This window comes from Haladaptatus sp. CMAA 1909 (genome assembly GCF_043952005.1).
Classification (GTDB): Archaea; Halobacteriota; Halobacteria; order Halobacteriales; family Haladaptataceae; genus Haladaptatus.
The window spans coordinates 2,260,952-2,277,480 of the sequence record NZ_JBIOAV010000001.1 but is presented as its reverse complement, the minus strand read 5'-3'; the positions used below and the strand labels follow the sequence as shown (position 1 = coordinate 2,277,480).

Genomic DNA, 16,529 nt, shown 5'->3' with positions numbered 1-16,529 from the left:
GTGCTCGTGGATTGTGCGGTAGAAATGGGCCCTATCGGATTCGAACCACGAGGACTTCGCTTCACTCGCCCTCTGGGCTCGAACCGATAGGAACTCGAAATTCACTGTTCGCTTCGCTCACCGCAGAATTCATGGGCCCTATCGGATTCGAACCAATGACCACCCGGTATCCCATGTCGTCTGAAATCGACAGACGTCATTATGAGCCGAGCGCTCTAACCAGACTGAGCTAAGGGCCCTTGTGCGAATTTGCTCGTGGACCCTCTTTAGCTTACCGAATGGTGGGCGCATTTCACAAACGGGAGAGAACCGAATCGAACAGATAATCGGCGTACCAGTTGATTCCTTTCCGGCTCCCGTTCGCAGGCTTGACACACCGTATCGTCATAGGTTCGCCAGGGCGTCTTCGATTTCGATCAAATAGATTTCTCCAGTTCCTGGATCGTATACCGCAAAGAGATCGATTTTACCGACGTATCCTTCCCGTTCGTAGCCCGAACTCTTGACTCTGGTACTTCACGTCTCGAATCGGACTGCTCCTTCGTTCGTACCTGAATATGCTGTTTTTATGTGAATTCGATACAGCTCGTCATCGATATCGACGACTATGTCGTACGGCGCATTGTCATGCTGAGGGAGGAGAACGTCAATCCCTCGAACTGCGAACTGCGCTCTGACGATTGCTTCTGCAGCATCGCCACGGACATGAGGTTCTTCAAGCTGCTGAAAGTAATGTCTAACGTCCTTCATCTATCCCTACTGTCCATGCCCTTTTACTGATAACGTTTCGTGTATTGTCGCTATCACCCGTGCGGTTCGAGAGGCCACACGGAACGCTCTCATCGAAGACGAATAATCGAAGAAGCGCCGCCGCCAGGGCTCGAACCTGGGACAACCTGGGTAACAACCAGGTGCTCTACCAACTGAGCTACGGCGGCTTCTGACTGCACTCCCAAGTAGACGGAGTCCTTTGATAGGGCTTTCGTTTTTATCCGGACGCATCGATACGCTTTCACGCCTTCGTGGAAAACTTTCGCCCGATGGCACGGTTCGAGGAGGTCGTCTCGGCGGTCCGAGCGACGATACGACCCGACGCGGAGGAACGCGAGCGTCTCCGAGCGGCGGCCCGGGAACTGACCGAACGCGCGGAGGAGGCGATCGCCGACCTGTCGGTCGACGCCGACGTGATTCAGGTGGGGAGCACCGCGCGGGGAACGTGGACGAGCGGCGACCGGGATATCGACCTGTTCGTTCGGTTTCCGCCGGAGATGACGCGCGAGGAACTCGAATCGCTCGGGTTGGAAATCGGGCACGCGGTTCTGCCGGACGGCCACGAGGAGTACGCGGAGCATCCGTATGTGAAGGGACAGTTCGACGGCTTCGACGTGGATTTCGTCCCCTGCTATCGCGTCGCGTCGGCCACGGACATCCAGTCGGCGGTTGACCGCACGCCGTTCCACACCGAATACCTCGAAGCGCGGTTGGACGACGAACTCGCCGGGGAGGTGTTGCTATTCAAGCAGTTCCTGAAGGGTATCGGCGCGTACGGAAGCGACCTGCGGACGAAGGGATTTTCGGGGTATCTGGCGGAACTCCTCGTCCTCGAATACGGCGGGTTTCGGGAGGTGCTCGAAGCGGCGGCGGAGTGGACCCCGCCGGTTCGGTTCGACCCGGAGGGACACGGAACGGAGACGTTCGACGATCCGTTAGTGGTCATCGACCCGACGGACCCGGAGCGGAACGTCGCCGCCGTTCTTTCAGCCGAAAACGTCGCACGGGTGCAACACTACGCCCGCACCCTCCTCGAAACTCCGCGCGAATCGGTGTTCTTCCCGAATCCGCCGGACCCGCTCACGCCCGAGGAAGTCCGGAATCTCATCGCCGAACGCGGGACGCATCCGGTCGTGGTTCGCTTCGACGCGCCGGACGTGGTCGAGGACCAACTGTATCCGCAACTCCAGAAGTCGCTTTTGGGGCTGAGTGATGCGCTTTCGCGGCGCGGTTTCGACGTGCTTCGGGCCGACCTGTTCGCCCACGATTCCGCGGTCCTCCTCTTCGAACTCTCGGTCGCCGAGCGCCCGACGATCGAACGCCACGACGGGCCGCCGGTTCACGTTCGCGCCCACTCGACGGGGTTTTACGAGAAATACGCCGACTCGGACGCGTACGGGCCGTTCATCGACGACGACCGGTACGTGGTCGAACGCGACCGCGAGTTTACGAGCGCGACGTCGTTCCTCCGGAGTGACGCCGTCCTCGACGCCGCGTTGGGTGTCCACGTCGAATCGACGCTGAAGAAGGGGTACGAGGTCCTCTCGGGCGACGAGGTCGGCGTTTTGGCCGAGGAGTTCGGAACGGAACTCGCCCGGTACTTCGACCCGAAGCCCTGAAGTCCGATTTCGTGCCGACCGGAATCTCGCCGTTCGGTTCCACGATGTTCGTACGTAACGCTACGTTCGGGTCTGTTTGACCATCAGGGTTATATGCTTGGTGTGCATTAGCATAGCATGTATGGCCTCCGCACCAACCGGAGACGACGAATCCGTGTTCGACCAGTTCCTCGAAGACCGCGGCCACGAGACGCAACGAGTAGACTGGGAACAGGAGTATAACAAAAAGCAGTGTCCGGAATGTGGTGGACTTCATAACCAGACAGCGACGGAGTGTACGGTCTGCGGTTGGAACCCGTAACCCGTTCTTTTCGAGTATCCGGCCCGAATCGTTTCCCGACCTTCGATGCCGTTTTTCTTCGCCGTTCCGACCCCGACCACTCGATGTGGTGTCGAGGGACCGCTGTGCCTCTCCAGAACGACATATGTCTGACAAATTTTCCCGATGTCGGCTGTGAACGGGCACCTGCTACACCCCCTTCGAAGCACGTCACGAGGGACGAGTCCGATTCACGTCGTTTTATACGTTCCCAGCACTTGTGCTGGTGTAATGACTACGCCAATGGCAGAGACGGATGCAAGAGTGACCCGGTTGTTCGGTGGGCCGGGGAGCGGTAAAACCACCGAACTACTCGACAGGGTAGAGGACATTCTCGATCAGGATGGCGTCACGATAAACGACCTCCTCGTGGTTTCGTACACCCGTGCCGCCGCGAACGAAGTCCGCGAACGACTCGCGGAGCGACTCGACGTGAACCCGCGCTCCCTCCAGGGCAACGTCTGTACGATGCACGCGAAGGCCTACGAACTTCTCAATCTCTCCCGCGGCGACGTCGTCGGCGAAAAGGACAAACAGGAGTTCTGTGAGAGCTACGGGCTGGAATACGAGGACGAGTACAGCGGCTCCGGTCGTCGAACCGCCCGTTCGACCACGCTCGGCAACAAGATAATCGCCACCTCCCAGTGGCTCCAACGGACCCGCCGACAGGTCGCCGACTGGCACGACGTTCCGTTCCAGTGGGACGTCGAAGAGGTCCGCCTCCCGCCGGACATCGACCCGAACGCACAGGAGGGGAACAAGTACACCCCGACGTGGCCGAGCAGCGACGACCGGTTCGACGTTCCCGAAGCCATCCGAGGCTGGCGGAAGTACAAGGGCGACGAGGGACTCGTCGGCTTCGCCGACATGCTCGAACGCGTGAAACAGCGCTCCCTCCTCCCCAGCGTCGATTACCTCGTCATCGACGAGTTTCAGGACATCACGCAGCTCCAGTTCGACATCTACGAGGAGTGGAAGGGCCACATGAAGAACGTCCTCATCGCGGGTGACGACGACCAGGTCGTCTACGCGTGGCAGGGTGCGGACCCGAAACTCCTCCTCGGCGAGGGCGGCGAGGACGTCATCCTCGACACCTCACACCGGCTTCCCTCCCGCGTCCTCAAGGTCGTCCAGCAGGAGGTCAGACACATCGAAGAACGGCAGGAGAAGAACCTCAAACCGCGCAAGGAGGGCGGCACCGTCGAAGCCGTGGAGAACCCGTCGATGCTCGACCTCGTACGAAACGTCCGGTACACCATAGAGGAGTTCGACGGCACCGTGATGGTGCTGTTCCGCGCTCGCTACCAGATGTTCCGCTTCGTGGACGAGTTCATCGACGAGGGAATCCCGTTCCGCACGCTGACCGACCAGCGGATGTGGACCGACCGCCTGAACCAGTACGTCGATGCAGTCGAGCGGATAGACGAGGGCGAACCCATCGACGGCCTCCAGGCCCGACGCCTCGCGGACATGTTGACCGAATCCACGTTCGGCACGAACGACCGCGACGAGATGTTCGACGCCATCGACGAGCGCAAGGAGAAGGAAGGTGTGGACGACCTCACGGAACTGGAGTTCGACGCCGACTTCGTGAAGAACTTCGCGCCGTTCATGCCCGGCCCGAAATCCGCCTCGGACATGGTCCGAAAGGTCACGAGCTATCAAAAGCGGTCCATGAACGCCTTCTTCAGCGGCCGCTATCAGGACATGGACCGAAGCCGCGTCCGCATCGGCACCATCCACAGCGCCAAAGGTCGGGAGGCCGACCACGTGTTCATCGGCACCGACCTGACCGAGAAGGTCGTCGAGCAGATGGCAGCGACCGTCGAAAACGAAGGCATCGAGGTCCCCAGCGTGGACGAGTTCACCGCCGGAACCGACCCGGTTCCGATCCTCACGGACAACGAACGCCGTGTCTTCTACGTCGGCATGAGCCGTGCCCGCGAGCGCCTCGTCGTCATGGAGAACCTCGTCAGCGGCGCGCCGACGCTCAAACTCGACGTGTTGCTGTACAACGAACCGAACGGGAAGTCGGTTGAGAACATCCTCGATAGCGCGGAAGCGGAGTAAGTAGGACTCCAGCCGCTGATTTTCCGTTTTTTGTCCGTTTCCGCTATCCGTGCATTGATACCGTTTGCCGATGCACTCATCTCACATGGCAACAGCCGAACAAGAATCGGGTTATTCGGACCTTCTCGACCGAGTGCGACGCATCTCCAACGTCGGCAACGCCGGCATGGTTCTCTACTGGGACCAGCAGACGAAAATGCCAGAGGGGGGGACACCCGCCCGTGCGAAGCAACTGTCCGCGCTCCAGTCCATCGCCCACGAACTGCTCACCGACGACGAGATGGGCGACCTGCTGGACGAACTCGAAGGCGAGGAGTTGGACGACGAGCAGGCCGCCGTCGTCCGCGAAACCCGCCGCGAGTACGACCGCGCGGTTTCGGTCCCGAACGAACTCGTGGAGGAGATATCCGAAACGTCCAGCGAGGCGCAACCAGCGTGGCGGGAGGCCAAGGCCGAAGACGAGTTCGAGACGTTCGCGCCGTACCTCGACCGACTCCGGGAACTCCACATCGAGCGTGCAGAGCACATCGCACCCGAGGAGGACCCCTACGAGGTCATGTTCGAGGGCGGCGAACCGTATCTCCCCCTCGAACGCGTCGAGGAGATATTCGACGAACTCCGCGACGGATTGGTTCCGCTCATCGAGGAGGTGCAGGAGAACGGCGCGGACATCGCCGCCGACGCTTTCGACGGAACCTTCGACCCGGAGGACCAGGAGGCGCTCTGTCGGGACACGCTCGACCTGTTGAACTACGATTGGGACCGCGGCCGCCTCGACACCGCCCCGCACCCGTTCATGTCCGGGACGCAGTACGACGCCCGCGTCACGACCCGTTTCCACGAGGACGACTTCGTGGATCCGTTAACCGCGACGATTCACGAGTTCGGCCACGCCACGTATCAACTCGGCCTGCGGGACGACGCCTACGGCACGCCACTGGGCCAGTCGCGGAGTTCGGGTATCCACGAATCACAGTCGCGGTTCTGGGAGAATCACGTCGGCCGCACGGAGGCGTTCTGGGAGTTCTTCCTCCCGACGGTGAAAGAGCACTTCCCGGAGTTCGAGGACGTCACCCCGGAGGAGGCCTACGAAGCGGCTAATCAGGTGTTCACGGACAACATGATTCGCGTCGAGGCGGACGAGTTGACCTACCACATGCACATCATCCTCCGCTCCGAAATCGAACGGGAGTTCGTGGCCGGTGACCTCGACGTGGACGACATCCCCGCCCGCTGGAACGAACTCATGGAGGAGTATCTCGGCATCGTCCCCGAGACGGATTCGGAGGGCTGTTTGCAGGACATCCATTGGACGAGCGGCTTCGCCAGCTTCCAGAACTACACCGTCGGAAGCGTCTTCGCCGCCCAACTCTGGGCGACCATCGAGGACGAAATCGACGACCCGATGGAACTCATTCGGGAAGGGGAGTTCGCCCCCATCCGCGACTGGTTGACCGAGAACATCCACGAACAGGGCCAGACGTACACCACGGACGAACTCATCGAGGAGGCCACGGGCGAACCGCTCACGGCGGAGTACTTCCTCGACTACGTGACCGAGAAGTACGGCGATATTTACGACTTGAACTGAGGCGGGAAACGGTTCTCCCGATACGGTTCGGTAGGTGGTCCCTAGCAGCCGCGGTCATCTCGGAAGCCTTCCTCCCAGTTCCGGTCGCCTGTCCCGGTTCGAATCGCCGTGTTTCGCCCTACTCCTCGTCGTCGTCGGTCTTTACGACCTTGCCGACGACCTTCTGTGCGGCGCTGGCGGGCACGTCGGAGGGAGTCGTCAGTTTCTCGCGGAGGAGCACCATGAGGACGCCGACGGCGACGAACGCACCGCCGAGGAGGGCCTGTCCCGCGACGATGCGGTCGATGCCGAAGAGCGCGATGGGGAGGGCCAACACCAGCGTCGCCGCGAGGCTCACGGTGTCGAGGATGCCCAGTTTCATGCCTGTACTTTCGCCCCACCGACCAAAAATCCGCCGTCCTCGAACCCGGATTCGGAACCGTTTTCAACCGACGAGCGTCACAGTTCCGTTATGTTTACCGGAATCGTTGCGGAGGTCGGCGAGGTTCGTCGCGTGGAGGAGTCGGACGGCGGCCGACGGCTCACCATCGCGGCCGAGGAGGTGCTTTCGGACGTGGAAGACGGCGCGAGCATCGCCGTCAACGGTGCCTGCCTGACCGTCGAGGAGTTCGACGGCGAGTCGTTCGAGGTGTTTTTGGCCGCCGAAACCGTCGAAAAGACCTATCTCGGAGAAATCGAGGAGGGCGACGTCGTCAACCTCGAACGCGCGCTCCGGGCCGACGCCCGCCTCGACGGCCACTTCGTGCAGGGTCACGTGGATACGACGACCGAGGTGGTGGACGTACGTGAAGTTGGTGAAGACTGGGTGTACGAGTTCGCCGTCCCCGAGGCGTTCGGCCAGTACATCGTGAACAAAGGGTCCGTCGCGCTGGACGGCATCAGCCTCACGGTGGCGGAGAAAGGGGAGGAGACGTTCACCGTCGCCATCATTCCGACGACGCGCCGCGTGACGAACCTCTCGGAGAAGGAACCCGGCGACCCCGTGCATCTCGAAGTGGACGTGCTGGCGAAGTACGCCGAAGAACTCCTCGCGGAGCGCTAGAAGTCGAACGTCGAGGTGTCGTCGGAACGCTCGTTTTCTTCGCTTTCGTTGCTTTCGTCGGCATCGGCGTCCGTACCGCGCTCGATATCGCTCCATTCCCCTCTCACGAAGCCGGTATCGTCGTTTCCGAGGAGTTCGTTCCCCCTCTCCTCGCCGAGCAACTCGCTCCCGTCGGACGAACCGGACTGCGACGGCGTCCGTTTCTCCTCCCGGACGAACTCGTCCATTTCGATGATTCCCTGTCGCTCCTTTTCTTCGTTCGATTCCTCGACCTCGGCGTACATGGCGCGGTAGCGTGATATCTTCCGGTAGAGCAGATAGCCGAAGAACCCGTCGTAGATGAACACGAACGCGATATAGGCGATTTCGGTCGAGACGCTGGGGTAGAAGGCCGATATCACGTTGGGAACGAACCCGACGAGCGTGTTGTACGTCGCGTGGATGAACGCCGCGATGAGGAGGCCTTTCACCGCGATTGGACCCGCGTTCTCGCGGTTGAACTTCGCCAAGCCGAGATAGTAGCCCGCGAACGCGGAGTAGATGACGTGACCCGGTCCGGCGAACAGTCGAAACACGGCGGTCTGTCCGGCGTTCAGAATCGGGTCGGTGCCGGTGGACGACAGAACGCCTTGACTGATGTAGATGGCGTTCTCGATGGTTGCGAAGCCCAACCCGGCCATCGCCCCGTAGACCGCCCCGTCGATGACCGCGTCGAACTTCTCGCTCCGGTAGGCGAACAACCGCACGGCCAACCATTTCACCGTCTCCTCGACGGGACCGACGATGAGGTAAAAATAGAGCACCGCCCCGAAGAGGGGCACGCCGGTAAACACCGGTTGCAGGGCGGAATTGAACACGGCCGCGAACATGGCGAACAGGACGCCGAGGAGGAACGTTCCGACGAGAAGCGGCAGCGGTTCCGACATGGTGACGTCGGCGTGCCAGATGTAGGCCGCGAGCGCGAACGCGGGAACGACCGAGAGGAGGACGAACGCGCCCACCCACGGGTCGCTCAACACCGCCAATCCGCCGAACACGAACTGTAGCAGTAAGATCCCTGCGGCGAGGAGAATGATCAAAGTGCGGGCCGAGACGACGAGCGCGCCGTACAGTTTCGTCGCAAACCAATCGAGACGCGTTCGTTCTTCCCACGTAGAGATTCCGTAGAGGTCTACCGAGTCGCCGAGCCCGCGAGCGATCGGGTCCCTTTTTTCATCCATGTTTCAAGTTCGCATAGCCATAGAGTAAATCGTTCGGCATCGGCTACCTATAATTCCTAATATGTGGTTATATTGCGTATTATTCCTGTAGGGGCATTCTTAATAAGAAGAATCCCCCATCACGCCATACCATGACACCCGTGAGCCACAGTCGAGGAATAATGTACTCGGCACCGCCGGAAAAAACAACACGACGAAATAACGAGGAGTCGGCTGCCGACGAGCAAGCCGAATCGGACGAACCGTCGGACGACGTGGAAGCGCCGTCCGTGACCGACGCCGCGTCGAGCGTTACCGACGCGAACTGGACCGGAACCGTTCCCGCAGACGACTGATTCCTTCGCGACCGAACCTCGTCATCCTGAAAACCCCTCCCTGCCAACCGGCGGGTATGCAAGCCTTCTCGCTCGACGCGACGACCGAACTGCGCCCGTGTTACTCCCTGCTATGAGTCGAATCCGAATCAGAGGCATCTACACCACCGCGCTCACGCGCCTCCTCGGCGAGGAGTTCGACGTGGTGCAGGCCTCGCCACCCATCAGGCGACGGTTCGACGAGTCGTTCGAAACCGCCGAGTACGACGCCGCGGTCGAGACGACCGACGACAGGCAGGGCGCGGGCATTTTCGGAGACCCCCAAACCGTCGCCCGAATCCAGACCGAGTTGGCGGACATCGCCATCGACACGTTTCACTGGGACGACCCGGCACCCCGAGGGGCGCTCTTCGACGGCGTCGTCAGCGACACCCTCGGGAGCGGTGCCGTCGTGGACCTCGGCGAGGACCGCGGCGAGGGGTTTCTGCCGTTCCGCGCCCTCGACCGTCGAATCGACGAGGGCGACCACGTTCGGGTGCAGGTCCACGACCCCGAACCGCCGTGGTCGCGCGACCGGACCCTGCTCGGAACCGACGTGCAGGTGTTCGGCGGCGTCGCCAGCCTCTCGAAGGGCGTGAACGAAGTCGTCGCCAGCGCGCCGGACGACGCCAGCAGGCGCGAACTCGCCCGCACGACCGAGATGCTTCCGACGGAGGTCCCAGACGAGTGGGGCGTCCGCTGGGAGTACGCGGCCAGCGACGCCACGCTGGACGAGATGAACGCCGCCCTCTCCGAGGCCGTCGAACGGGCCGAAGCCATCGACGACGCGTTGTCCGACGACCCGGACGTCGACGCCACGCGGTCCCTCGCGGAACCCGAGGCGACGGCGTGGCTGTGGTTCGGACGCGAATCCCGGTTCGCCTTGGACGAGGCCCGCCGTGAGGTCACGACGACGCTTCCCGGCCATCACCGAATCAAGGCCGCCGACTCCTCGGCCAGCACGGCGGTCGATTTCGCCGAGGACCTCTACGCCGACAGCGAGGCGGCGTTCGACGGGATGCCGACCGGCGCGACCCTCCGACAGTTCGGCCCCGACGCGGACGACGAGGTGTTCATCGATCACGGGAAACCAGACGGTCAGTGTTTCTCGCTCGGCAAGGGGACCGTCGCGGAGGCGGACCCCGAGTCCGGAAAGTACACCGTCCGACGCGAGATGGGGAGTTCCGGAACGTACGACGCTATCGGAACCGACCGGGAGCGCGGCGACGTGGCGATTACGAAGTTCAGGGAGGGACGATGGTGGTATCCGACGGCGTACCGGAGCGAAAATGGGAAATCGAAGGGAACCTACGTCAACGTCTGTACGCCGGTGGAACTGTTCCCCCGTTCGGTGCGCTACGTGGACCTCCACGTCGACGTGGTAAAGCGCCCCGACGGAACCGTCGAGCGGGTGGACGACGACGAACTCGACGCGGCCGTCGAGGAAGGAAACATCTCCGAAGAACTGGCCCAAAAAGCTCGAAACGTCGCGGCGAGCGTCGAGAAGGTGCTGTCGAAGTAGCGCGTGAAGTTGGGTATCGGTAGGCGACACAAACAACGAGAACAGCGTTCGACACGACCACCGAAAACGGCCGGTGACACAGCCGCTGAGAACGGCATTTACGCAATCATCGGAAACGGATATTACACCGTCAGCGGGACGCTACGTTCTGTACAATCGCGAATTGCTCGCCGCTCGCCGCGAACGAAGTGAGCGGACTCGGAGCGGACTGCGAGGCGCGTTGCGCCTCGCAGGGAGCACCGAGGTTTTGGTCCAGATTTTGCTAGGGAGTAAGACGGAGAGCGAACGCAAGCGCGTTCGCTCTCCGCTTACGACCGTAGTTCGAGAGAGCAAAGCTCTCTCGTCATCACGAAAGAACTCCGTTCTTTCGAACGACAGCAAAAGGTGGTTCTTAGAAATGCTCGTTCTCGCCCGGCGTGTTCAGCGTGCCGCCACGACCACCTTCGGAGCGGTCGATGCCCATGACGCTCTCGGCTTGGTCCGTCTTCCACTGGCTGGTGCCGTCGTCGGCGATGCGGACCGACACGTCGTCCACCTCGTCGAACTTCTTGAGGAGTTCGACTTCGATGTTCTGGGAGGTGATGGGGGTGATGGAACATCCGCCGCAGGCGCCGCCGAGTTCGATGACCACTTCGCCCGATTCGGGGTCGGCCTTCCGAACCGCGCTCGTCCCGCCGTGCATCTGGATGATGGGCATCTGGGCGGTGAGCCAGCGTTCGACCCGCGATTTCAGGCCGTCATCGGTCGCCGTGGTTTCCGTCGCGCTGTTCTCGCTCATACTCACCCCTAGGAACTCGAAGTATGGTAAGCTTGGGGTTCTCGCCCGTGGTTTCCGACGAATTAGTCCTGAAAAATCGCCCTAGTTTCGATTCTGGAGGTGATTCCAGACGCCGAAGCCGAGTATGGATAGTCCGGCGATTCCCGCCTCGAAACCGGGTTGTCCCGTCGTCGCGGCCACGCCGCCGTCCGACTCGGTGGTGGTTTCGTCACCCGATTCGATGGTTTTCCGGTTCGTGGTTCCCTCACCCGTGAGCGACGGCGGATTTCGTTGCGTGCCCGCGCGGTTCGGGAAGGCATAGAGACCGCCGCGGCCGTCGCCGTGGCGTCCCATGCTCCCGCCGATGAACACCTCGTCGGAGACCCGTTGGGCGGTCCAGAACGCGGCCTCGCTCGGCTTTCGCCACCACGCGAGTTCCTTCGGTTTGGCCGGGTCGCTCACGTCGAACAGCTTCACGCCGCCGTGATACCACGACGTGTAGAGGCGGTCGCCGACGAAATCGAAGTTGTGCGACGTGGTCCACTGGCCGTCCGAACTCCCCTGTCCGCACTCGTGACACTCGTGGGCCGAGGAGATGCCGACCGGCGACAGGTCGGTGGCGACGGACGACAGGGATGAGAGGAGCGACACTGCGGGGGAAGCGCCGAGGTCGTAGCTCGGGTCGGCCGTCTTCGGCGGCCGAATGGTCGTGAGCTTTCGGGGCCGTTTCACGTCCGAGATGTTCCACAGGTCGATGCCGCCGGGACCCGTTTTGTCCGGACCGTCGGTGTCCCACGCCTCCTTGTCGCAGGCGAGGAGGGTGGCGTCCTCGTTCGTCATGACGAAGTGGTCGTTCCCCGGGAGGCCGATGACGGCGTTCTGTTCCTGCGAGGTGGGAATCGCGGCGAGTTCCTTCCGTGGCCGCCCGCCGAAGTTCGAGACGTACGTGGGTTTTTTCGGGTTCGACACGTCCACAATCCACGTTCCGGCGTCCCACTGGGCGAGGTACGCCCGCCCGTCGTGCACCCACACGTCGTGGAGCGTGCGCACCCACGAATCGACCTCCGACCACTTCGAATCGTAGTCCAGCATCGACCACCGGCCGACTTCTTTCGGCCGGTCGTTCGACACGTCCACCAGTACGAGCGGGTTCCCATCCCCGTTGTTCCCCGTGAGGTAGGCTATGCCGTCCTGCAAGTCGGCGTTGTGAATCGGAAACGACGTCTCGTGGAACGCCACCCGTTCGGGATTCGCCGGGTCGCTCACGTCGTACAGCAGGAATCCGTGAACCTTGGTATTTGAGACCGGGTTCGCCGGTCCCGCGACGAGAAGCCGATTTCCATCGACCTTGGCGTCCCAAATCTGCGTCAGCGGGCCGCCGTCGTGGTCGGCGAGGAGGCCGCGGCGCTCGGCCAACACCGTCGGTCGTTTCGGGTTTCGGATGTCGACCGTGGCGAACCCGTCCGTGGTGGCGACGAAGGCCGTGTTTCCGTCGTTCCCGACGACGGCTTCCTTTGCGTCCTCGATGGCGACGTGTCCGAGTGGCCGGTACGGGTCGGCTTCGGACTGGGCGACACCCCCCGACGCCAGCAGGGACGCGGCTCCGCCCCCCACGGCGGCAGTGCGCAGAAACTCTCGCCGATGCATGTCGGGATAATCGGTCGGAAACGGAATAAAAGCGCGGGTGACGGAACGGTACGCGAAACGGCGGACACCACGGGTGGTTCGGAACGAGGCCGAAACTTTCGTGTCTCCCGCTGCCGATCGGTTTCGATACCCGACACTCACGCTTCTCTCGGCAGCCCCAGCCCTTTTGGGCCTGCGTAATTATATGTAATTACATGGCCTCACGCTACGACGCGGTCCTCGCGGCGATTCCGACGCTATCGGGCGGTGGATTCGTGGCCGGGCAGTTCACGTCGTTTCCGATGACGATACTCGGACTGCTCGGGGCGATACTGGTCGTCGGGTACGCCCTCGCCCGACCACCGGTCTAACTCAAAGGCTTTATCAGTCTTCTCGGGTTATTTCTCGGTACTATGGCCGAAAAATCTCGATCGCGAACCGGAAGCGCCGGTCGGTTCGGGGCGCGATACGGTCGCGTCGCGCGCAAGCGCATCTCCGAAATCGAAGCAGACATGAACGAAAACCACACCTGTCCGGACTGCGGTAGCGACACCGTCGACCGACAGGGAACGGGTATCTGGGAGTGCGGTCGGTGTGGCTACACGTTCGCCGGCGGCACCTACCGCCCGCAGACGCCCGCCGGACGGACCGTCAAGCGTTCCATCCGCGCCGCACTGGCTGACGAAGAATGAGCTACAAGTGTTCGCGCTGCAAGCGGGATGTCGAACTGGACGAGTACGGCGGCGTTCGCTGCCCGTACTGTGGACACCGCGTCCTGCTGAAAGAGCGTAGCCGCGACGTCAAGGAAGTCGACGTCCGGTAGCGCCCGTGTCTCACGACGCGCTTCTCGATTTCGAGTACGATTCCGAGGAGCGTGCGCTCCTGATACTCCGGAGCGTCGGACAGGAGATCGGCGAAATCGACGACGACCGTTCGAAGACGACCGTCGCACGGGACGGACGGACCGTTTCCGTTCGCGTCGAGGCCGAAGACCTCATCGCCCTCCGTGCGGCGCTGAACACGTGGCAAACGTTGGTGGGGGTCGCCGAGATGGTGGCCGAGACGGGGAATTCGGTCGGGGAACTGTCACTCTAGATTCTTCAGAAACGTTTCGAATCGCATCGACGCCTTTGTGTTCGTGGGGTTCGTTAGGTTGCTATCGTGCCGCAGGAGAGATCGGTCCCCAGTACCCCTCGAACATCGGAACGCAGCGACCTCCTCGGGTGGCGATAGACGTGTTCGGACTCAACCCGTTCGGGCGAAAGAAGGGCGACGATAGCAATCCCGACTTCGACCGCGACCACCGCATCGAAATCCGATGCCCCGAGACGATGACGCCCATCGCCACGGAACACACCGACCCCGACGACTGGGATTCGAGCGTCGCCGACGGCGAGGGAATCGCGACGTACGATTGTCCCGCCTGCGACGGCCAGCATCGATATCTCTGGGGACCGCCGGTACCGCTCTGTTTGGACGGCGAGGATGAGGGCGACGAGGACGTAGTTCTCTTCGAAAGCGAGTGAGACGTACCGGTCCCCGACTTACTGTTCTCGCCATTCGTAGCCGTCTCCACCTGCGACCAGCAGTCCGTCGTTTCGCCACGTTTCGACCACTTCGTCCAATCCTTCCCGATAGCTCGGGTACGTCGGTTCCCAGTCGAACGTCGCCCGAAACCGCTCGTTCGTCGTCGGCATCGACTTCGTCAGCAGGCGCACCGAGTGTTTTCCGACGAGTGGGCGGGCGAGCCAGCCGGGTATCCGGCGGGGTTCCGGTGCATCGAGACGGTCCGCGAACGCGGTCAGCATCGTCGCCAGCGAAACCGGTTCGTCGTCGGTGACGTGCCAGCACCCGGTCGCGTCGGATTCGGCCGCCGTGGCGAACGCCCGCGCCGCGTCCTCGACGTGGAGCATCGAAAGTGTCGCATCCCGTTTCCCGAGGGGGCCGCCGCCCAAAATAGGGAACCTCCCGTCCAGCAGGCCGCTACCCATCTGCCGGGTGTGTGCTGACTCCGGTGAGTAGAAGAAACCGCATCGGAGGACGCCGACGTCGAACCCTCCTTCCTCGCCACCCCGCCTGACGATTCGCTCGGCATCCAGCGCTGAACGCGTCGTTCGGTCGGGATCGGGTGGTGACTCCTCGTCGAACGGCCGCCCGTCCGGTTGCCGGGCGACCCAAACGATGCTCTGGAGGAGGAGCCTATCGGCGTCGACTTCCTCCGCGGCGGCCACCAGATTTCTGGCCCCCTCGGCGCGCACCCGATCGTTTCTAACCCATTCGTCCTCGGTCGGTTTTCGACTCGTCGGAATCGCGGTTGCGGCGTGAATCAGGGCCGAACATCCCTCGGCGGCGTCAGCGAGCGATTTCTGGTCGAGGATATCCCCGCGTTGGGGTTCGCCGCCGCAATCGGCGACGAGTTCGTCCCCCCGTGCGCCTCGGGAGAGGCCGACGACGTGGTGGTTCCGTGCCGCGAGTTCCGCGACGAGTTCGCGCCCGAGCACACCGGTCGCGCCAGCGACGAAGACGTTCATACTCGACGATTCGACGGAACAGGGGAAAGGAATTTTGCCGGAATTACCGACGGTAAACGGTCCCCTCACGAACGTAAAAGCGGGGCTTTTTCAGTCCGGGCGACAAGGAACGGGTATGCAGGGTAATCTTCCACCGGAAGCACAGGAAAAGCTCGAGCAACTGCAGGACCTTCAGGACACGGCACAACAGGTCGCCATGCAGAAGAACCAGGCCGAGACGCAACTCTCCGAGTCGGAGAACGCGCTCGACGAACTCGACGACATCGACGAGGACGCGACGATGTTCCACGAAGTCGGCGAACTGTTCGTCAAGACCGACTACGAGACGGCCCAGTCGGACCTCGAAGACAAGGTCGACAGCCTCGAAATCCGCGTCGAGACGCTCAACAAACAGGAAGAGCGCGTCCGCGACCAGTTCGAGAAGCTGCAGAGCGAACTCCAAGAGATGCTCGGTGGCGGCGCAGGCGGCCCGTCCGGCCCGACCGGTCCCGGCGGCGCTGGCGGCGCGTAAGCGATGGTCAGCGACGAGACGGTCGTTCAGACGGCCTCGGAAGCGGCCGAGGGCCTGATACTCGACCGAATCAAACAGTCGGACATTACGGACGTGGACGTGACGGTAACGTTCGAGGAGGGCGTTCTCGACGTGGACGTGTACCTCAACGCGCCGGACGCGAGTCGGGACGAGGAAAAGGTGGCGAACGACGCCGCCTTGGCCGCCCGCGCGGCGGTCGATGAGCTGTTCGCCGAAGCTGAAGAATCGGCGTAAGGTTCATTCCCCTGACTGGCATATTCAAGCCGAATTCTTATAAGATATAACGCGTTTTGAGTTACTGTGATACGTCGCCAGTCACAGGCCCGCTCGGAGGACGACCGCCGAAAACGGCGGACTCGGCGCGCTTTCCTCGCGCCGTGAGACAGCGTTTTCCGGGCTGACCGCCCACCCGTCACTCGTCGGGACAACCGACGACCGGAAGACATTTCCCTCGGGCGAACCGGCGGCAATCGAGTGGTAAACGCCCTCCCTTGTGGAGAACGCGCGGACCGACACGAACGATTGTACGCTGGAACACGCCGAACGTGGCGACCCGAAAACCCTCGGCGGAGACGC

Annotated in this window: 21 protein-coding genes and 2 tRNA genes; 14 read left to right on the top strand and 9 right to left on the bottom strand. The window is 62.3% G+C overall.

The annotated features are described in order from the left end of the window. Positions 1-132 precede the first annotated feature (132 nt). From ACGYLY_RS12510 to ACGYLY_RS12500, 3 genes are all read right to left on the bottom strand, one after another. Positions 133-239 (bottom strand) — tRNA-Ile (locus tag ACGYLY_RS12510). A gap of 277 nt (positions 240-516) precedes the next feature. Next, positions 517-750, bottom strand: a complete 234-nt coding sequence (locus tag ACGYLY_RS12505; protein ID WP_395281288.1) for a group I intron-associated PD-(D/E)XK endonuclease — start codon at positions 748-750, stop codon at positions 517-519. 115 nt (positions 751-865) lie between these two features. After that, positions 866-938 (bottom strand) — tRNA-Asn (locus ACGYLY_RS12500). A 102-nt stretch (positions 939-1,040) separates the two neighbouring features. On the opposite strand from ACGYLY_RS12500, the gene cca reads away from it, so the two are divergent. From cca to ACGYLY_RS12480, 4 genes are all read left to right on the top strand, one after another. Further along, a complete protein-coding gene (gene cca / locus ACGYLY_RS12495; RefSeq protein ID WP_395281290.1) occupies positions 1,041-2,390 on the top strand; it encodes a CCA tRNA nucleotidyltransferase in 1,350 nt (449 codons plus the stop codon). A gap of 121 nt (positions 2,391-2,511) precedes the next feature. Next, positions 2,512-2,691: an HVO_0416 family zinc finger protein gene (locus ACGYLY_RS12490; protein WP_231184909.1), complete on the top strand. Its 180-nt coding sequence runs from the start codon at positions 2,512-2,514 to the stop codon at positions 2,689-2,691. 261 nt (positions 2,692-2,952) lie between these two features. Then, positions 2,953-4,779 (top strand): UvrD-helicase domain-containing protein, encoded by a 1,827-nt coding sequence (locus ACGYLY_RS12485; protein ID WP_395284114.1) that lies wholly within the window; start codon positions 2,953-2,955, stop codon positions 4,777-4,779. Between the two features lie 85 nt (positions 4,780-4,864). Further along, positions 4,865-6,370: a carboxypeptidase M32 gene (locus ACGYLY_RS12480; RefSeq protein WP_395281292.1), complete on the top strand. Its 1,506-nt coding sequence runs from the start codon at positions 4,865-4,867 to the stop codon at positions 6,368-6,370. 118 nt (positions 6,371-6,488) lie between these two features. Here ACGYLY_RS12480 and ACGYLY_RS12475 read toward each other — a convergent pair whose 3' ends face one another. After that, positions 6,489-6,731 (bottom strand): hypothetical protein, encoded by a 243-nt coding sequence (locus tag ACGYLY_RS12475; RefSeq protein ID WP_395281293.1) that lies wholly within the window; start codon positions 6,729-6,731, stop codon positions 6,489-6,491. A gap of 90 nt (positions 6,732-6,821) precedes the next feature. Between ACGYLY_RS12475 and ACGYLY_RS12470 the strand changes: the two genes are divergently transcribed. Next, positions 6,822-7,412, top strand: coding sequence for a riboflavin synthase (locus tag ACGYLY_RS12470; protein WP_395281294.1), 591 nt, complete (start codon positions 6,822-6,824; stop codon positions 7,410-7,412). Here ACGYLY_RS12470 and ACGYLY_RS12465 read toward each other — a convergent pair. Then, positions 7,409-8,632, bottom strand: a complete 1,224-nt coding sequence (locus ACGYLY_RS12465; RefSeq protein WP_395281295.1) for a PrsW family intramembrane metalloprotease — start codon at positions 8,630-8,632, stop codon at positions 7,409-7,411. The genes ACGYLY_RS12470 and ACGYLY_RS12465 overlap by 4 nt on opposite strands. Before the next feature lie 161 nt (positions 8,633-8,793). Here ACGYLY_RS12465 and ACGYLY_RS12460 point away from each other — a divergent pair, with 161 nt between their 5' ends. Continuing rightward, positions 8,794-8,967 (top strand): hypothetical protein, encoded by a 174-nt coding sequence (locus tag ACGYLY_RS12460; protein ID WP_395281296.1) that lies wholly within the window; start codon positions 8,794-8,796, stop codon positions 8,965-8,967. A gap of 112 nt (positions 8,968-9,079) precedes the next feature. Then, the gene (locus ACGYLY_RS12455) at positions 9,080-10,507 is read left to right on the top strand and encodes a DUF402 domain-containing protein (RefSeq protein ID WP_395281297.1); all 1,428 of its coding nucleotides are present in this window, start codon (positions 9,080-9,082) and stop codon (positions 10,505-10,507) included. 391 nt (positions 10,508-10,898) lie between these two features. Here ACGYLY_RS12455 and ACGYLY_RS12450 read toward each other — a convergent pair whose 3' ends face one another. After that, positions 10,899-11,285, bottom strand: a complete 387-nt coding sequence (locus ACGYLY_RS12450) for a NifU family protein (RefSeq protein ID WP_395281298.1) — start codon at positions 11,283-11,285, stop codon at positions 10,899-10,901. An 81-nt stretch (positions 11,286-11,366) separates the two neighbouring features. Then, the gene (locus tag ACGYLY_RS12445; protein WP_395281299.1) at positions 11,367-12,911 is read right to left on the bottom strand and encodes an LVIVD repeat-containing protein; all 1,545 of its coding nucleotides are present in this window, start codon (positions 12,909-12,911) and stop codon (positions 11,367-11,369) included. 194 nt (positions 12,912-13,105) lie between these two features. Here ACGYLY_RS12445 and ACGYLY_RS12440 point away from each other — a divergent pair, with 194 nt between their 5' ends. The 5 genes from ACGYLY_RS12440 to ACGYLY_RS12420 all read left to right on the top strand — a co-directional run bounded on the left by ACGYLY_RS12440 (position 13,106) and on the right by ACGYLY_RS12420 (position 14,416). Beyond that, positions 13,106-13,261: a hypothetical protein gene (locus ACGYLY_RS12440; protein WP_231184900.1), complete on the top strand. Its 156-nt coding sequence runs from the start codon at positions 13,106-13,108 to the stop codon at positions 13,259-13,261. Positions 13,262-13,303: 42 nt separating this feature from the next. Continuing rightward, positions 13,304-13,582, top strand: a complete 279-nt coding sequence (locus ACGYLY_RS12435) for a 50S ribosomal protein L37ae (RefSeq protein ID WP_395281300.1) — start codon at positions 13,304-13,306, stop codon at positions 13,580-13,582. Next, on the top strand, positions 13,579-13,713 hold the full coding sequence (locus ACGYLY_RS12430) for a DNA-directed RNA polymerase subunit P (protein WP_121817820.1): 135 nt from the start codon (positions 13,579-13,581) through the stop codon (positions 13,711-13,713). Before ACGYLY_RS12435 ends, ACGYLY_RS12430 begins: the two co-directional genes overlap by 4 nt. 5 nt (positions 13,714-13,718) lie before the next feature. Further along, positions 13,719-13,985 (top strand): KEOPS complex subunit Pcc1, encoded by a 267-nt coding sequence (locus ACGYLY_RS12425; protein WP_395281301.1) that lies wholly within the window; start codon positions 13,719-13,721, stop codon positions 13,983-13,985. 140 nt (positions 13,986-14,125) lie between these two features. Then, positions 14,126-14,416: a hypothetical protein gene (locus ACGYLY_RS12420; RefSeq protein WP_395291145.1), complete on the top strand. Its 291-nt coding sequence runs from the start codon at positions 14,126-14,128 to the stop codon at positions 14,414-14,416. Positions 14,417-14,434: 18 nt separating this feature from the next. On the opposite strand, the gene ACGYLY_RS12415 is transcribed toward ACGYLY_RS12420, so the two are convergent. After that, on the bottom strand, positions 14,435-15,421 hold the full coding sequence (locus ACGYLY_RS12415; protein WP_395281303.1) for an NAD-dependent epimerase/dehydratase family protein: 987 nt from the start codon (positions 15,419-15,421) through the stop codon (positions 14,435-14,437). A 115-nt stretch (positions 15,422-15,536) separates the two neighbouring features. Here ACGYLY_RS12415 and ACGYLY_RS12410 point away from each other — a divergent pair, with 115 nt between their 5' ends. Then, the gene (locus ACGYLY_RS12410; RefSeq protein WP_395281304.1) at positions 15,537-15,932 is read left to right on the top strand and encodes a prefoldin subunit beta; all 396 of its coding nucleotides are present in this window, start codon (positions 15,537-15,539) and stop codon (positions 15,930-15,932) included. A 3-nt stretch (positions 15,933-15,935) separates the two neighbouring features. After that, on the top strand, positions 15,936-16,187 hold the full coding sequence (locus tag ACGYLY_RS12405; RefSeq protein WP_231184894.1) for a DUF3194 domain-containing protein: 252 nt from the start codon (positions 15,936-15,938) through the stop codon (positions 16,185-16,187). Between the two features lie 81 nt (positions 16,188-16,268). Here ACGYLY_RS12405 and ACGYLY_RS12400 read toward each other — a convergent pair whose 3' ends face one another. Further along, on the bottom strand, positions 16,269-16,469 hold the full coding sequence (locus ACGYLY_RS12400; protein ID WP_395281305.1) for a hypothetical protein: 201 nt from the start codon (positions 16,467-16,469) through the stop codon (positions 16,269-16,271). Between the last annotated feature and the right edge of the window lie 60 nt (positions 16,470-16,529).

Excerpts from the sequence above, each read along its gene's own strand:
- ACGYLY_RS12505 (WP_395281288.1), bottom strand. The coding sequence starts at position 750 with ATGAAGGACGTTAGACATTACTTTCAGCAGCTTGAAGAACCTCATGTC.
- cca (WP_395281290.1), top strand. The coding sequence starts at position 1,041 with ATGGCACGGTTCGAGGAGGTCGTCTCGGCGGTCCGAGCGACGATACGA.
- ACGYLY_RS12490 (WP_231184909.1), top strand. The coding sequence starts at position 2,512 with ATGGCCTCCGCACCAACCGGAGACGACGAATCCGTGTTCGACCAGTTC.
- ACGYLY_RS12485 (WP_395284114.1), top strand. The coding sequence starts at position 2,953 with ATGGCAGAGACGGATGCAAGAGTGACCCGGTTGTTCGGTGGGCCGGGG.
- ACGYLY_RS12480 (WP_395281292.1), top strand. The coding sequence starts at position 4,865 with ATGGCAACAGCCGAACAAGAATCGGGTTATTCGGACCTTCTCGACCGA.
- ACGYLY_RS12475 (WP_395281293.1), bottom strand. The coding sequence starts at position 6,731 with ATGAAACTGGGCATCCTCGACACCGTGAGCCTCGCGGCGACGCTGGTG.
- ACGYLY_RS12470 (WP_395281294.1), top strand. The coding sequence starts at position 6,822 with ATGTTTACCGGAATCGTTGCGGAGGTCGGCGAGGTTCGTCGCGTGGAG.
- ACGYLY_RS12465 (WP_395281295.1), bottom strand. The coding sequence starts at position 8,632 with ATGGATGAAAAAAGGGACCCGATCGCTCGCGGGCTCGGCGACTCGGTA.
- ACGYLY_RS12460 (WP_395281296.1), top strand. The coding sequence starts at position 8,794 with ATGTACTCGGCACCGCCGGAAAAAACAACACGACGAAATAACGAGGAG.
- ACGYLY_RS12455 (WP_395281297.1), top strand. The coding sequence starts at position 9,080 with ATGAGTCGAATCCGAATCAGAGGCATCTACACCACCGCGCTCACGCGC.
- ACGYLY_RS12450 (WP_395281298.1), bottom strand. The coding sequence starts at position 11,285 with ATGAGCGAGAACAGCGCGACGGAAACCACGGCGACCGATGACGGCCTG.
- ACGYLY_RS12445 (WP_395281299.1), bottom strand. The coding sequence starts at position 12,911 with ATGCATCGGCGAGAGTTTCTGCGCACTGCCGCCGTGGGGGGCGGAGCC.
- ACGYLY_RS12440 (WP_231184900.1), top strand. The coding sequence starts at position 13,106 with ATGGCCTCACGCTACGACGCGGTCCTCGCGGCGATTCCGACGCTATCG.
- ACGYLY_RS12435 (WP_395281300.1), top strand. The coding sequence starts at position 13,304 with ATGGCCGAAAAATCTCGATCGCGAACCGGAAGCGCCGGTCGGTTCGGG.
- ACGYLY_RS12430 (WP_121817820.1), top strand. The coding sequence starts at position 13,579 with ATGAGCTACAAGTGTTCGCGCTGCAAGCGGGATGTCGAACTGGACGAG.
- ACGYLY_RS12415 (WP_395281303.1), bottom strand. The coding sequence starts at position 15,421 with ATGAACGTCTTCGTCGCTGGCGCGACCGGTGTGCTCGGGCGCGAACTC.
- ACGYLY_RS12410 (WP_395281304.1), top strand. The coding sequence starts at position 15,537 with ATGCAGGGTAATCTTCCACCGGAAGCACAGGAAAAGCTCGAGCAACTG.
- ACGYLY_RS12405 (WP_231184894.1), top strand. The coding sequence starts at position 15,936 with ATGGTCAGCGACGAGACGGTCGTTCAGACGGCCTCGGAAGCGGCCGAG.